The 14,077-nt window shown below is 43.7% G+C and carries 13 protein-coding genes and 1 tRNA gene; 3 read left to right on the forward strand and 11 right to left on the reverse strand.

The window, feature by feature from the left end; genetic code table 11:
* Positions 1–26 precede the first annotated feature (26 nt).
* From J3P40_RS02495 to J3P40_RS02510, 4 genes are all read right to left on the reverse strand, one after another.
* Positions 27–998, reverse strand: coding sequence for a discoidin domain-containing protein (locus J3P40_RS02495; protein ID WP_256002569.1), 972 nt, complete (start codon positions 996–998; stop codon positions 27–29).
* A gap of 15 nt (positions 999–1,013) precedes the next feature.
* On the reverse strand, positions 1,014–2,375 hold the full coding sequence (locus J3P40_RS02500; protein ID WP_256002572.1) for a RagB/SusD family nutrient uptake outer membrane protein: 1,362 nt from the start codon (positions 2,373–2,375) through the stop codon (positions 1,014–1,016).
* An 11-nt stretch (positions 2,376–2,386) separates the two neighbouring features.
* Positions 2,387–5,935 carry a SusC/RagA family TonB-linked outer membrane protein gene (locus J3P40_RS02505; RefSeq protein WP_256002575.1) on the reverse strand — a complete coding sequence of 1,183 codons (3,549 nt, stop codon included), beginning with the start codon at positions 5,933–5,935 and terminating at the stop codon, positions 2,387–2,389.
* A gap of 356 nt (positions 5,936–6,291) precedes the next feature.
* Positions 6,292–7,452 (reverse strand): FecR family protein, encoded by a 1,161-nt coding sequence (locus tag J3P40_RS02510; RefSeq protein WP_256002578.1) that lies wholly within the window; start codon positions 7,450–7,452, stop codon positions 6,292–6,294.
* A gap of 115 nt (positions 7,453–7,567) precedes the next feature.
* Between J3P40_RS02510 and J3P40_RS02515 the strand changes: the two genes are divergently transcribed.
* The gene (locus J3P40_RS02515; RefSeq protein ID WP_256002580.1) at positions 7,568–8,170 is read left to right on the forward strand and encodes an RNA polymerase sigma factor; all 603 of its coding nucleotides are present in this window, start codon (positions 7,568–7,570) and stop codon (positions 8,168–8,170) included.
* On the opposite strand, the gene J3P40_RS02520 is transcribed toward J3P40_RS02515, so the two are convergent.
* Both J3P40_RS02520 and J3P40_RS02525 read right to left on the reverse strand, forming a co-directional pair.
* Positions 8,139–8,735 carry a Crp/Fnr family transcriptional regulator gene (locus tag J3P40_RS02520; RefSeq protein ID WP_256002583.1) on the reverse strand — a complete coding sequence of 199 codons (597 nt, stop codon included), beginning with the start codon at positions 8,733–8,735 and terminating at the stop codon, positions 8,139–8,141. The genes J3P40_RS02515 and J3P40_RS02520 overlap by 32 nt on opposite strands.
* 127 nt (positions 8,736–8,862) lie before the next feature.
* Complete coding sequence (locus J3P40_RS02525) at positions 8,863–9,372, reverse strand: hypothetical protein (protein WP_256002585.1); 510 nt, start codon at positions 9,370–9,372, stop codon at positions 8,863–8,865.
* Positions 9,373–9,433: 61 nt separating this feature from the next.
* Between J3P40_RS02525 and J3P40_RS02530 the strand changes: the two genes are divergently transcribed.
* Positions 9,434–10,246, forward strand: coding sequence for a hypothetical protein (locus tag J3P40_RS02530; protein ID WP_256002588.1), 813 nt, complete (start codon positions 9,434–9,436; stop codon positions 10,244–10,246).
* Here J3P40_RS02530 and J3P40_RS17785 read toward each other — a convergent pair.
* The 3 genes from J3P40_RS17785 to J3P40_RS02540 all read right to left on the reverse strand — a co-directional run bounded on the left by J3P40_RS17785 (position 10,243) and on the right by J3P40_RS02540 (position 12,413).
* Positions 10,243–10,368: a hypothetical protein gene (locus J3P40_RS17785; protein WP_370687721.1), complete on the reverse strand. Its 126-nt coding sequence runs from the start codon at positions 10,366–10,368 to the stop codon at positions 10,243–10,245. The genes J3P40_RS02530 and J3P40_RS17785 overlap by 4 nt on opposite strands.
* Before the next feature lie 274 nt (positions 10,369–10,642).
* On the reverse strand, positions 10,643–11,365 hold the full coding sequence (locus J3P40_RS02535) for a LytR/AlgR family response regulator transcription factor (protein ID WP_256002590.1): 723 nt from the start codon (positions 11,363–11,365) through the stop codon (positions 10,643–10,645).
* 1 nt (position 11,366) lies between these two features.
* Complete coding sequence (locus J3P40_RS02540) at positions 11,367–12,413, reverse strand: sensor histidine kinase (RefSeq protein ID WP_256002593.1); 1,047 nt, start codon at positions 12,411–12,413, stop codon at positions 11,367–11,369.
* A 246-nt stretch (positions 12,414–12,659) separates the two neighbouring features.
* Here J3P40_RS02540 and J3P40_RS02545 point away from each other — a divergent pair, with 246 nt between their 5' ends.
* Entirely contained in the window at positions 12,660–13,412 is a 753-nt protein-coding gene (locus J3P40_RS02545; protein ID WP_256002596.1) for a phosphatase PAP2 family protein, read from the forward strand.
* 65 nt (positions 13,413–13,477) lie between these two features.
* Here the strand turns inward: J3P40_RS02545 and J3P40_RS02550 are convergent.
* Positions 13,478–13,549, reverse strand: a tRNA-Arg gene (locus J3P40_RS02550).
* A 58-nt stretch (positions 13,550–13,607) separates the two neighbouring features.
* On the reverse strand, positions 13,608–14,060 hold the full coding sequence (locus J3P40_RS02555; protein ID WP_256002598.1) for an EamA family transporter: 453 nt from the start codon (positions 14,058–14,060) through the stop codon (positions 13,608–13,610).
* Positions 14,061–14,077 lie beyond the last annotated feature (17 nt).

Raw genomic sequence — 14,077 nt, forward strand, 5'->3', positions numbered from 1 at the left:
CTCCTTTATCGATTAGGAATTATTTTCTAATTCAACAATAAAATCCCGCCCACAAAACCTATGTGATACGTGATCGTTGCTGATGCTACGTATGGATTTGCCGCTAAAACTGTGAATCGTACGTATCTCGCCGTAGTTGGCGAAGGAAAATTGATCGTATGCGTTCTAGCACTATTGTTGACATCAATCGCAAATGTGCCCTTGTCCGTCCAGGTTACATTATCTACACTTGTTTCTACTTTTGCAGAGGTCGTCTGAGCTCCGTTAGCAGGGGTTAAACCCGTCGGAAAGAAATAGTCTAAACCAGTAAATGTAACATTGCGACTATAATCAATGGTGAGGAATTGTGGCAGCGGCACTGTATTAGAACTTGCCCAAAATGTTGTACCCGTATTTGCATCTATTGCTCTGCTCGCTGTGTTTGCGCCTAATGTAGACGAAGCAGTAGCCGTAGGCGTAAAGCCGGCATGGCTCACATAACGTGGCTCTTTTGTATTAAAGACATAGTAAATAACTTTACGAGTCTTTGGATCCTGTACTACGCCATCGACTGAAGTAATAGTTAACGGCAGCACATAGGTGCTGAATGGCTGCAATGTGGTCTGAAAACCAAGATTCAGGATTGCAGCTTCTGAAATATTAGTCCCAGCAGCGATAGCTACGGTTGTTTTATAAAAAAGATAGCTTTTAGTTGGAAGTAAAAGGGCACTATTGCCATACTTAAGCCTATACTCAGCAATCTTAGCCGTATCAGGCGCAAAAGTTACGTAATGCACGTCAGAAGAAGCGTTGCCTTGAAGGGCCGCCTTCATTTCCACACTTACCACCGACACTTTTCTGATGTCTAGATCTCTCGCCACAACATCTGTTGAAGCCGGCACATCAAAAGTTACACTACCTTCAGGTAACGCCTGGCGCTCAGTCTTGTCTTTTTTGCAAGCTATAAACAATAGCACAACCGTGCATATTGTCAATAGATTTAATTTGTATGTCTTCATTTCGAAATTTTCTAGTTATGGATTTTGAGGCATATCTGGATTAAAGGCCGTCACCTGAATGGGTATTTGGAGGGTATATCTTGGGCTGTGCGGTTCAAGGGTGGCAATCACCTGGTTTTGCCCATTTGTCCGGGTTACCGCCTCCATTTCGTCCTCCATGTCAAACCTCCGCATATCAAACCAGCGTAAGCTATGAAAAGGCAATTCTCTTCTTCGTTCAGCCAGCACTTCGTCTAATACAATATTTCGATCCGTCGAATTGAAATCCCTATTAGCACCAGTATAACGAGCCCTACGAACGACGTTCAGATGAGTTAACGCGTCTGTCAGATTGTTTGCCCTAGCGGAGCATTCCGCAGCAACTAAGCGCATTTCCTGCACAGTTGTGCCGGAGTTTGTCAGCTGAAAAACTTGTGTAACTGCAGCAGCATAAAAGGCTGTAGCGCCTCTTGCAGCACTGGCCCAGCTTACATAAAGCACTGTCCTCCTTGCGTCATTGCTTGCAAACGAAGCTTTTAAGTCCTGGGTGATCGGGATACCGGCAGCGGCATATCCTTTACCGTAGATAGCGTCTGGATGAGACACCACATTTTGTGTAGTGGGAAATGAAGCAGGGTTCGTATAGTCGATCATAGTAGCACGGGTGTTTGCCAAGGCAAGCTCTGCATAACGCAGTGCCTCGTTATATTCCCTCCGGTACAAGTAAACACGTGCCAGTACGCTATAGGCTGCAGCCTTAGAGCCACGAAACCTTGCTCCGCTGTTGTCATCAGGAAGATTCGGGATGGCCGCATTGATATCCTCTATAATATGCTGATAAATTTCAGCGGTTGTAGCTCTTGGCGGAGCTTTTTGACTCACATTATCTGAAGTTACGAAAGGCACCGCTAAATCGGTAGCTGCAGTTGCCGCGTCGTAAGGCTTGGCATATTCATTTACCAGGTAAAAATATGAATATGCACGGCCAAGCAAGGCTTCCGCCTTCAGGCTGTTCTTCTGGGATACAGTACCACCCTCAGCCCCATCGATGCCGATCAATACAGTATTGTACAAACTGATGCGCTGATAGTGGTCAGCCCATAAATAGGCCGGAGCTTGTACATCATTTGTGAACTGTGGTTGCCAGGTATAAACGAAGTCAGCAAGACTAATGGGCGGCGTATTAACGCTTAAGTAATCGATATTGTCCGTCATATAGTCCAGATACGGACTGCTCATTTCAGATGTGAACGGATATGCGTTTAACCAAAGATCAAAATCATTCGTTGTCTTAAGCAGTTGTTTACCCTTTGGTTCTACATCTAGATACTTATCGCAACCGCTAAAAACCATGCAGCAAACAAGCAATTGGGCGGCTATATATTTAAATTTCTTCATTAGTGTAAATTTTAAAAATTAGTGAACAAACCAAGCGTATACGTAGGCGTTAAATACGATTTGGCATAGCTTCCCGTAGCCATACTAAAGTTATAGCGATTGAACCCAACAGAGTATAGGTTTGAAGCCTGGGCTTTAATCTCAAAATTCTTAAAGCCTCCCTTTTTGACAAAACCAAGGTCATTTAAACGATAGGAAACGGTTAAATCTCCTAGTGTCATATAATCTCCATGTACTACGTAATTGCTATTATAACGGTATGCCCAAGATGGATTTGGAGCGCTTAGATCAGTCAGATTTGGAATATCCGTTTTTAATTCATCACCTGGAACTCTCCAATAGTTATTAGACCCCACTAATGGCCTGGTGTCTGACGGCATCGGCCTAGGAACTCTTACTTTAAAACCACCATAGTAGTTTATCATCGCGAAAATATAAAAATTACCTACATCCACCCGGTTACTTAATCCGCCACTAATGGTTGGAATAGTTGTTCCAGAATATTGAACAAGTCCTGAATTCTTATCTGACATCGCAGTGACCAATGGGGTGCCTGTGCTACTGGTGTTTACCACGAATGGCGTTCCGTTCTGATCGTAAATAATAGGGTGACCTTCATTATTAAGTCCGCGTGTATCATAAGAGAACATAGCGCCTACCGGGTGACCATCCACATAGCCCAGTATATCAAGTATCTGTGGATCGTAACGTCCTGTTCTAAATACATCAAGTACCTTGCTGTTATTTTTGGCTACCACAATACCTGTATTCCAGTTGAAGTTACTTGTGGATATCCAGTCTGCTCTGAGGCTAAACTCCAAACCGTTGTTTTTGATGGTCGCATAATTAACCAAGGCAGAGCTGGCGCCTAGCGTTGGATCAATCGTTGAATTACCCATCACATCGGTTGTTTTTTTAGTGTAATAGTCTACACTACCAGTGATATTTTTGAAAACATTATAATCAAGGCCGAGATTTAAGTTCTCTGTCTGTTCCCAACGAAGCCCTGTATTGGCATTGGAGAATAGGACGAGTGATGGAAGGTCGGGAGTAGTCTGTCTATTCAACTGAGCTTCGGCAATAACCTGTGGAAGCGAAAGTTTAGCCACATTTCCATTAAAACCATAAGCCCCCCGTAGTTTCAGTTGGTGAACCCAGCTTACATCGCTCAGGAAATTTTCCCGATGAATATTCCAGGCTGCACCTAACGACCATAACGGCTTGTATTTGTATTTTGGATCACTACCAAACAGATTCGATTGATCAATGCGCATACTCCCTGATAGAGAATAGGTATCTTTAAAGGCATATACAACATTGGCAAAGGCCGATAAGAATCTGTCATCCTCATAGGTCTGATTAAAGTAACTGTTTAAGGCTCCAAGAGAACTGGCGCTAACCAAAGTTCCTCTTACACCTGATGCGCCGTTAAATATAGCCGCATAATCCACAGGCCGATGCAGCAGACTTTGATCATTGTAGCCAAAATAAGACGCCAAATTACCCTTGTTCACCAGGTTGCGCATTTCAGCACCGACTATCCCGTTTAGGGAATGGTCGCCAATTCTTTTGTTATAGTTTAATTGCGTCCGTGCGGTATAACCAGTGGCATTGGTATTCTGCTGGCGCAGGAAATCGCCGTCAGGGATATTCCTCTTGAAAGCTAGCGAAGGGTTAGTGGCGGTCGGCGTAACTGTGTAGGTATTAACCATTGAATTCACTTCATTTGAGCCTTGGGCAGCCAGGTGCTTAAACTCTGTACGCGACGTCTCATAAACACCACCGAACAAAAGGTTGAACCCTTTCCCAATATCGTAAGTGAAATTTGCGATAGTCTTGTTATTCAGTGTTCTTGTCTTATTACTTACTTTATTCGCTTCAATCAGCGGGTAATAATTCTGATCTAAAAAGCCTTGCGAAAGCAACAGGTTATTATAAACCGGAGCGTAACTTTGTGAAATGATGGCGGCTGGATTACCGTTTACATCTTCATAGCGCTCATACCCGGCGTAAGCATCTGGGGCAGGTACAGGAGCATTGTTAAGGCGATTTTCCTGGTATTCAGTGGTTAATTCCAGGCTTAGTCGTTTTGCGAGCTTAAGTGTGGTACGGCCAGTCAATTGAAACCTATTATTGTCATTCAAGATTGCATTACCGCGGTTTCCAGTATAATTCGCCGTAATATAATATAAAGCATTAGGCACACCACCCGAAACGTTCAGGGTATTAGTTTGCGCAACTGCCGTTCTTTGGAATATGCGACTGTAATCGTCAAGATTATCATAATTAGCTAGCTCTGCAAAAGAACTTTCAGCCTGTTCAGGCGTAATAATGCCTGCAGCCAACTGGGCGACAATATAATAAGGTATAGCACGACGTACATTACCCCCTGTCACAGCATTGGGCGCATACAATGCATTCCAGCTGGATGAATTGACAATAAGCGACTGTCTTTCACGTACGTAATCTGCATTGATAGCAGACGCTTGTGGATCCCAGCGGTAACGGCTGTAATTTTCCTCTGGTGTAAGGCCTACTGTAGTATTGAAGTTAAATTGCGCCGCGCCGGGTCTAGCTTGTTTCCTTTCAACAACAATTACACCATTCGAGGCTCTTACTCCATACACAGTAGCGGCGGCGGCGTCCTTCAATATGGTAACAGAGGCAATCTCATTGGGATCTAGCATCTCCAGCGTCAATTCCGTGGGATATCCATCCACTACTATGAGTGGACTCTGGTTGGCTGACATTGTAGAAATACCCCGAATGTTGAATAACGGCCTTTCGGTTTGACCAACGCCAGGAGTAGTACTTGTAAACTGGACTGAGTTATTAATCATCAAACCAGGCAACCTGTTCACCAAGCCATCAAGAAAATTGGTACTTACCCTGGATGAATATTCCTTGGTTGTGATCTGAGATACTGCGCCTGTGCTCTGCTCGGGCTTGATGCGCTGATAACCTGTATTTACCGTAACAGCTACTTCCTCAAGGGAGCCGGCAGTCATGGAAAGACGGATTGTACCCACATCTTTTGATGACCTGATCTCCTTTGCGCCGTAACCCGTATAAGTAATGACCAGCGTGGCATCATCTTCCACATTCTGGAGATAAAAAGACCCGTCGGCGCCTGTGCGAACAGCTTGCTTTTGCCCTTTTACAGCCACGGTTGCACCCGGAAGTGGATCGCCGCTCAGTGAATCAACTACACGGCCACGCACGTCGATGTTGGTAAAAACAGCGGCAAGGTTATCTATAAAAGAGCGTTTTACCGGTTCAATAACGATAAACTTGTCCTTTACGGAATAACTAAGATTTTGGTTCCTGAAAAGCGCTTTCAAAGCTTCATCCAGTTCCACATTATTTAGAGAGATCGTTACTTTGTTTGCCCCTTCAACTTCTTTGGTATTGAATACAAAATCATACCCGGTCTGTGCACGGATCTTATTGATTACGTTTCCAAGAGAGGCGCCTTTTTCGTTTAGCGTTACTTTCTGAGCAAAACCCGCAGCACTTGCGTGAACGAATAAAGTGGTCATTAGAACTATGATTAACTTCATAATCAATAGGATTTTGGTTGGCAGCCCTGCAAATGGCTCACCTCGGTTTAAAGCATTTTTCATACTTCGTCGTTTGTTTAGTGTTCAAACCCAGCGTGGTCGACGACAGACCAGTTACTTATTGCTTTGTTTAGCAATAATGCATAAGTTTGAATCGGTTTGAGTTGGTACTTAATTGTTTAGCAAAAATGTTCTTCCTGATTTTCAGGAATGGTCGCTCAAACTATTTCCGGGAAGTGTTGGTAGCACTTTCCGGCTTTTATTTAAGCTCCGTTTTCTCCTCTTTAGTAACGTAGAATTTTTCTCATAATCGGTTTTAGGTTAATACTCATATTAGCTGTTTAGGACGATCTTAATTATTTCATTACCACTACGGTTTTGCCTTCTATTCTGAACCTCACGCTCCCGGTGGTCTGCATTCTTTCCAATATTGCCGAAAGATTCCTTGTTCGCGATACCGCGCCGCTATAGGTTTCCTGTTTGGGCGCGCCTGGCTCGTAAACGACCTGCACGTCGTACCAGCGCGACAATTCCCGCATGATACTTTCGAGTGTTCTTTCTTTGAATAAGGTACTGCCATTTTTCCAGGCTACAGCCTCCGATACGTCTACCTTCTCAACCAGTATATTCCCGCGATTGATGGCCTGCTCGCCCGGCCTTATTACCGCGGAGATACGCTCATCAGCCCTGCTAACGCGCACCGAACCTTCCAGCAACGTTGTTCTAATATCGCTGTCGCCTGTATAACCCTTAATATTGAAATGCGTCCCCAGCACTTCAACCTTCTGAGATCCGGTTGTAACGATAAATAGCTGTGCCTGCTTTGCGACTTCGAAGTATGCTTCACCTTCCAACCTCACTTCTCTCTTATCTCCGGTGAACCGTGACGGGAATGAAATCTTAGAATCTGCGTTCATCCATACACGTGTACCATCAGAAAGTGTAAACTGATAAGTACCTCCACGTGGCGTTTGAGCAGTCAACTCCTGCGACTCGGCGAGCCCGGCTTCTACAACATCCCCATCGTGATATTTGATATCCCCTCCTATAATCACACCCTTCTTAGATCCGTTAAGCTGTATGGTATCCCCGTTGGCCAAAGTCAGTGTAGCGGCGTCGGTTCCTGGGTTTACATCGTTTTTATATACAATCTTTTCAGAAGTTCCCGTTACATCGGTATATCCCGGAAAGAAGAAATGTACAGACAATACTATTGTCGCTACCGCAGCCGCAGCAATGGCAACACGAGGCCAAAACTTCAGTAAGAACGGCTTGCCTGTTTCTTTATTATGCGTGATGTGTGCATTGAGGGATGACCCGATTGCACTAAGCCGGGCATCAAGATCGGCCGGCTCCGAAACAGTAACAAAATCCCTTTCAAGTTCTGCCAATATGGCCTCCTTTAAAAGTGTCTCGTTTTCAGCAAGGCCAAACTGCTGCAACAGCGTCCGCGTTTCCGACGCACTGCATTTACCCTCCAGATATTTCGCAAACAGGCTATCGGCCGGTGCTTTCATTTCTCCCATTATTAAGCAATACACGCCCGGGCCAAAAAACAATGACTCCAATCGGGGAAATTCTCAACTTTTTTTTAAAATCGTTAGATTTGATGTGCAATAGCCCCTTAGCCTTTTGACAATTTTAGAAGATTCTCATCAAAACGACTTGCTTGCCCGTCTCAAAAAAGGCGACGAGAAAGCTTTCAATGGAATTTATGCGGCTTACGGCAAACCTATGTATCTAAAGATGCTCAGGATGGTGAGGGATAAGGATATTGCCGACGAATTATTGCAGGAGTTGTTCATTAAGCTGTGGGACAACCGTGAAAAAATTATCCCAGAGAAACCTTTCCAGCCCTTCATATATACGGTCGCCAGAAATTTGGTGTACAACTACTTCAGGAAAGTGGCGTCAGACAACACGCTGATCGAACAGCTGATCTTGCGCGGTACCGAGCATTACCTGAGCGGTGAAGACATTCTGCTCAGCAAAGAAGCCTCGGCCTTATTGAAGGACGCGATCAATCAGCTTTCACCCCAGCGAAAGCAGGTGTTTGAACTATGTAAACTTGAAGGGCGAAGCTACGAAGAGGCAAGCAAGATTCTCGGAATCTCCGTGGCGACTGTAAACAGCCACATGACCAAAGCCCTGCAGTCGATCAAAACCTATATGCTTACACACCGCGATACCGGTCTGCTGCTCATTAGCTGCTACCTGCTTTCAACCTCTTCCTGATCCTGCTGAGAGAGGGGGTAGTGATTCCTAAGAACGACGAGATATGGTATGCTGGAATTCGTTCCACAATGTTTGGATGTTCTTCCTGCAGACGCAAAAACCGCTGTTCGTGCGAGAAAAATAAAAACTCTTCTGTCCTTGACTGCGCATAGGCGAAAAAGGTTTCCGCCAGCACACGCCCAAACCGTCCCCACTTCAGATTCCTTTCGTACAAGCCATTTAGATCGGCATAAGAAATAAATATGATCTCGGAGTCTTCCATAGCCTCTATAAAATACCAGCAGGGATTCCTGGAGATAAAGCTCCTGAACGAGACGACAAACTGGTTCTCTGAGAAAAAGAAAATGTTCTTTTCCTCGTCGGTCTCCGGATCGCGGTGATAAATCCTGAAGATGCCTTTAAGAACCAGGCCCAGGTCGTTGCACACCATGCTTTGCATGTTGAAGAAATCGCCCTTTGCAATTTTGCGCAACCTCCAGTAAGCCTGGCTCTCGGCTATGTCCTTGTCGCTCAGTCCGGCAAAATCATGCAGGTATTGCGACAGCACCTGATATTTCTCATTCATTGCGAACTACTTTAGTGACCCAAACTTTTTTAGTTATCATAATTCAACGCATTATGATGCAAAAGTACGTCATCACCAACCATTCGCTTCTGCACGACTCGAACAAATCATATTACAATTCAAAAAGTCACCTTTGGCTGACATCATTTGACGCATCCCTGCTCACCTTGCGTTGAGCAAAGAACTGATAAACCGAACCAGTGATGAACAAAACAAACAGGCCGAGGATCGTCTTCGCGATCAGGGGATCAGTCGGCCCCGCCGCCAGGGGGTGACCAACCGGCACACGTGTCATTGTCTCATTTACTGTCGGAATGAGCGACAAGAAGAAACTTAGCGACAGCAAAAAGTTTGCGAAATACCGCGCCCTGTTGGCCGACTGTTTTTTATAGTGAAGAAATGCAGCGATAAGAACCAGCACAACAATAAACAAAGAAAACCCATGTCCAGCGTTAAAGCCACCATGCTTCGATACACCAAGTGCAGTGAGCGATGTAACCAATGTCGTGTACAAATAAACTTTCCCCGAAAACTTACTTAAGGCGATTCCACGGTATCTTACAAAAGATACCAGCGCCGCTACAATGGCAACAATTCCAACAACCGTGTGGAAGATGCCCAGATTTGATAGTCCCATAATTCTTTTTTTTCCAAAGTTTGAGATTCTGGGAAAACCAAATATTCACTTAAGTTAATTTATGAGGTTTTTAATTGTAAACTCTTCCTATATTTACCTGACAACCAAACACCTTTATGCATCTATGAAAACAATGCTCTCTGCCGCCAAACTTTATGCAGGACTATGCCTCTTGATGATCTCCATCTTGGCCTGCGAAAAAAACGTCGAAAACGAAGAACCGCTTTCGGGGTTCGGAGACATCGCCTACGTGGCAAAAGCTTCGGTACCTGCTGCAAAAGCCCTCAGCGCGCGGTCTATCGACACCTCCACCACAGTCGATGTAGCCTGGTCGTCGGCTACAGTTTATGTCGAGAAGATATCTTTTGCCGGCAGAGGCAATAGCGATCTGGATACCACAATTTCTATTGAAAAGAACCTGGACATCCTAAGCGCCGGTGCGCTTGCCGGCATTATTCAATTGCCATCCGGATCCTACAGGAACGTCGAGATAAAATTACTTTGCAGGAAATCACAAAAGTCGGACCTGGCGTTTAGGTTTAGAGGCACGTTCAGAAATTCTTATGGAGGGACCGATAGTGTATTGGTTGGCAGTTCATTTCCTTTCGAAGCCAATCTTGATCTCTCCGAGATCATGGTAAAGCCATCCGACAACTATCTGGCAACATTCAATTTTGATCTGGATAAGGTATTAACTGGTATATCCACACGGATGCTCGAGTCGACCCGCAGCTATATCGGCAAAGACGGGAAACGTAGCTACGCCATTTTTAAAGGCGGCTCTCAAGATGAACCTTTCTACGATCAGGTTATTGCGAACTGGCAAACCGTGGCAAGCGTTGTTTTAAGCAAGGCAGACGCAGGTACTCATTAAATCGCAAACCTCTTCTTTGCTTCATCGCTTACGGGCGTAAAGAAATTGATTAGATTGCCGTCCGGATCTATGAATAGCAGGGAACGATTACCCCAAGGCATTGTGGTCGGCTCCTGAACAATTTCTGTGGTCCTGTAGCATCCTCAAAAAATTGAACCAATCGCTTAATATCTGCCGGGATTATCCTTACCGACACCAAATTTGCATTTCAGGTGCGATTTAAAACTTTCTAGTTTTTACCTCCTCGCTGGAGTATCAGGTGTTAGTCTGCCAAGCCTTCTTGCCCGGATACTACCCGGATGTTACCCGGACATTGCCCGGGTTTAACCGCTTAGTAAGCGTTTAGCATTTGGGTAATATCCAGATAGGAACGCCTGGCAATACGGCACCTATCACTCACCTATTTAAAACTTTCCTGGTTACAAATTCACTGAAAAAGAAGTCCCTGTAAATATTGCCGATCGGTATTTCGTTCTTTCCGATGTAAACGGTATTGTTGTCTACCGAATCCATTTTGTTGACGTTAATGACGTAAGATTTGCTTATCCTTACAAAGAGCCTTTTAGGAAGCAGTTCATGAATGGTCCTAATATTCATCAGCGTAATTACCTTCTGATTCTCGAGGTAAATAATCACATAGTCTTTCAAGCCTTCGATATAAAGTATATCATTCAAATACACTTTAAACATCCTGCGGTCGGCCCTTACAAAAATATAATCGTCGGTGACGTTTTCAATATTGCTGCTGGTTTGATCCGTACGGAATAATTTGGAATAGGTTTGCGCCTTTTCAACCGCTTTTTGAAAGCGTTCCAGTTTCACTGGCTTGATTAGATAGTCGATAGCATCAACTTCATAGCTCTCAGAGGCAAATTCATGAAAAGCGGTTGTAAACACCACTAAGGTCGTTTTAGCGATAGTTCTGGCAAATTCAATTCCATTCACCCCTGGCATTTGAATATCTAGAAATATCAAATCGACCGCATTTTTTGACAGAAATTCCCGTGTAGCATCAGTCCCGTTAAATGAAGCTATACATTCTAGATTTTCTGTCTGATAAACCAATTTTTGGATCGCTTTTCTTGCTAGTGGCTCATCATCTACTATGATGCAGTTCATGCTATAATTTTATGGTTAAGGTAACGCAATACGCTTCCGGATCGTCTTTGATATTCAAGTCATGAGAAGCGGGAAATAAAAGCTCTAGTCGTCGTTTAATGTTTGACAAGCCCAACCCGCCCGATTTATTCACTGCTTTTACCGCCGGTTTCGAGTTTATGCACTTGAAAAAAAGCTCTGTATGACGCATTTCGAAGAACAAATTAACATAGGATGATTTCACCGAATCATTATTGTGCTTAACTGCATTCTCGACGAATGAAATGAACAATAACGGAGGAACCTGCACACCGCTCAATTCACCTTCCTTGGAGATGAGAAATTTGAAATTATCCCGCCTAACCTTCTCCAGGTTTAAAAAATCTTCCAGGAAATGAATTTCTGAAGTTAGCAACACTTCCTCCCTTGAACTGTCATAAAGTTGATAACGAAGTAAATCACTTAATTTCATCAGAACCTGAGAAGCCTTTCTGGGATCATCTTCAATCAACACATTCGCATTGTTAAGCATATTAAAAAGGAAGTGCGGATTGATCTGATTCTTGAGCTGTTCCAGTTCGGCGTTTGTTTTCGCCAGTTCTAAACCATGAATCACCTGAGTATCAGCTACCCAACGCTGAAATAGCTTAACTGAGGCCGAAGCAATAATGAGCACCATGGTCATAAAGGAGAACGTAAAAAAGTTAATACTGTCATCCTCATTCGGTAATAGATCTAGCTTAAAAATATAAGAAAAGGCCTCGTGAATGTAGAACGATAGAACCATCGCTGAAAGCACAAAGAGCCCATAGCTGAGATATTTTTGCCTGAACAGGAACACCGGGACAAAAAAATACATATTGCTATAGGCCAGCAGAATTATTTGCGAAAAAATGACCAGTCGGTTGTAAGTTTCAAAGGGTTCTTGGTAGTCGGGCGGACTATAATATAAGACCACAATACAAAATGCGATCAGTAGCAAATGGCGTTGAAACCGGTACTTTTCTGAAATGATCAACTGAAGTATACAGTTTGCATCCATGGTCTTTCTGCGTAGAATTCTATTCATAGTCTATTTCTGGGCGTAAGCAAAATAAGCAATACACGGGAGAGACAAATTTTGACTATACAAAAGCGCATTAAATATATACCAAACGAAGATCAGGGATGCATTATTGAAATCTGCATGTGCGATTTTACTTTACTAGATGTAAATGCCGCTTTAATCTATAAAGTAAGACACTTTGTATATATAAAAATTAGGGGTTCAGGAGAAATATACTTTAGCCAAAAAATGAACCAACGAACTTAAATCATGAATAAGATAATTATCATGCTTCTTCTATTGTCGGCGGCTAGCTTACAGGTGCAGGGACAAGATGCCTCGATTGACACGACAATAAATAATAAGAATATTCCTTTCAAACCTAAATCGCTCATCATACCTGGTGTGCTGATCGGGTATGGAATGGTCGGTCTTGTCAGCCCTGCTTTAAAAGACTTCAACATCCGCGTAAAAAATGAATTCAGAGATCATGATGATAAGAAGGTAAACTGGGACGATTATGCTCAATACAGCCCTTTTTTATCTGTTTATGCCCTGAATGCGTTAGGCCTACCAGGAAAAAATAGTTTCAAAGATAGAACCATTGTTTTGGCCACGGCCTATCTCTTGATGAGTGGCTCGGTGAACATCATCAAAAAGACTTCAAAAGTTACCAGACCAGATGACTCAGACAAAAGATCGTTTCCTTCCGGGCATACCGCTACAGCTTTTATGGGTGCTGAATATTTATACCAGGAATATAAAGACGTATCGAAGTGGTATGGTATTACAGGCTATGTAGTCGCCGCTGGTACCGGCTTATTCAGAATGTCAAACGAAAGGCATTGGCTTACGGATGTTGCCACAGGCGCCGGAATCGGAATCTTAAGCACCAAAATTGCTTATTGGATTCATCCCGCCATAAAGAAAGCCATTTTCAAGGAAAAAGATAACTTAAGCGGAACTGTTATGCCGTTTTATAACGGGAGAGAGTATGGACTGGGGCTATCTATGAGGTTCTGACGAGAGCAAATAACAACAATTTGGAAAAATAAAACAGCGCCTGATTTTCAGACGCTGTAATCGAGTGGTCTCAGCGGGAATCGAACCCACATCTAAAGTTTAGGAAACTTCTATTCTATCCGTTGAACTATGAGACCAGACGCCTACAAATGCAGGCAGGCGCAAATATAAAAATAATATTAAAGCCTTTATCAATTATTTCGAGCTGCCGGAGAGGGCTATGATGATAGCGCCTGAAAGTACCAGCACGCCGCCCAGTACCAGTTGCCAGCTAAGCTTTTCCTTTAAAAATATGACCGACAAGATCAGTGTGAAAACCAGGGACGTTCGCTCAATAGTGACTACGAACGACGAAGGCCCCATAGACAGTGCCTTGTAAGAAAACAATGTCGATAATGTGGTAGCCACTCCGGCAGAAATCAGAAATATCCAGGCTTTCCGGTCAATGTCCTTCAATGTTCCCTGGGTATCCTGGAACAGGACGACCGACCATGAGATCGACAAAATTAAAACCGCCTGAATAGCGAATGCCAGACTCGAGTCCACATTTTTTAGTCCTGCCTTCGTAAGAATAATAACCAGCGCTGCCGACAGCGATGCGAGTACCGCCCAAACAATCCACATAAATGTTTCTAAGTTAAACACCATGCAGCCCGGAAAGTTTG

The organism is Pedobacter deserti (genome assembly GCF_024436415.1).
Classification (GTDB): domain Bacteria; phylum Bacteroidota; class Bacteroidia; order Sphingobacteriales; family Sphingobacteriaceae; genus Pedobacter; species Pedobacter faecalis.

Bases quoted from the DNA above. Each gene is read 5' to 3' on its own strand.
- J3P40_RS02495 (WP_256002569.1), bottom strand. From the start codon at position 998: ATGAAGACATACAAATTAAATCTATTGACAATATGCACGGTTGTGCTA.
- J3P40_RS02500 (WP_256002572.1), bottom strand. From the start codon at position 2,375: ATGAAGAAATTTAAATATATAGCCGCCCAATTGCTTGTTTGCTGCATG.
- J3P40_RS02505 (WP_256002575.1), bottom strand. From the start codon at position 5,935: ATGAAGTTAATCATAGTTCTAATGACCACTTTATTCGTTCACGCAAGT.
- J3P40_RS02510 (WP_256002578.1), bottom strand. From the start codon at position 7,452: ATGAAAGCACCGGCCGATAGCCTGTTTGCGAAATATCTGGAGGGTAAA.
- J3P40_RS02520 (WP_256002583.1), bottom strand. From the start codon at position 8,735: ATGAATGAGAAATATCAGGTGCTGTCGCAATACCTGCATGATTTTGCC.
- J3P40_RS02525 (WP_256002585.1), bottom strand. From the start codon at position 9,372: ATGGGACTATCAAATCTGGGCATCTTCCACACGGTTGTTGGAATTGTT.
- J3P40_RS02530 (WP_256002588.1), top strand. From the start codon at position 9,434: ATGAGGTTTTTAATTGTAAACTCTTCCTATATTTACCTGACAACCAAA.
- J3P40_RS02535 (WP_256002590.1), bottom strand. From the start codon at position 11,365: ATGAACTGCATCATAGTAGATGATGAGCCACTAGCAAGAAAAGCGATC.
- J3P40_RS02540 (WP_256002593.1), bottom strand. From the start codon at position 12,413: ATGAATAGAATTCTACGCAGAAAGACCATGGATGCAAACTGTATACTT.
- J3P40_RS02545 (WP_256002596.1), top strand. From the start codon at position 12,660: ATGAATAAGATAATTATCATGCTTCTTCTATTGTCGGCGGCTAGCTTA.
- J3P40_RS02555 (WP_256002598.1), bottom strand. From the start codon at position 14,060: ATGGTGTTTAACTTAGAAACATTTATGTGGATTGTTTGGGCGGTACTC.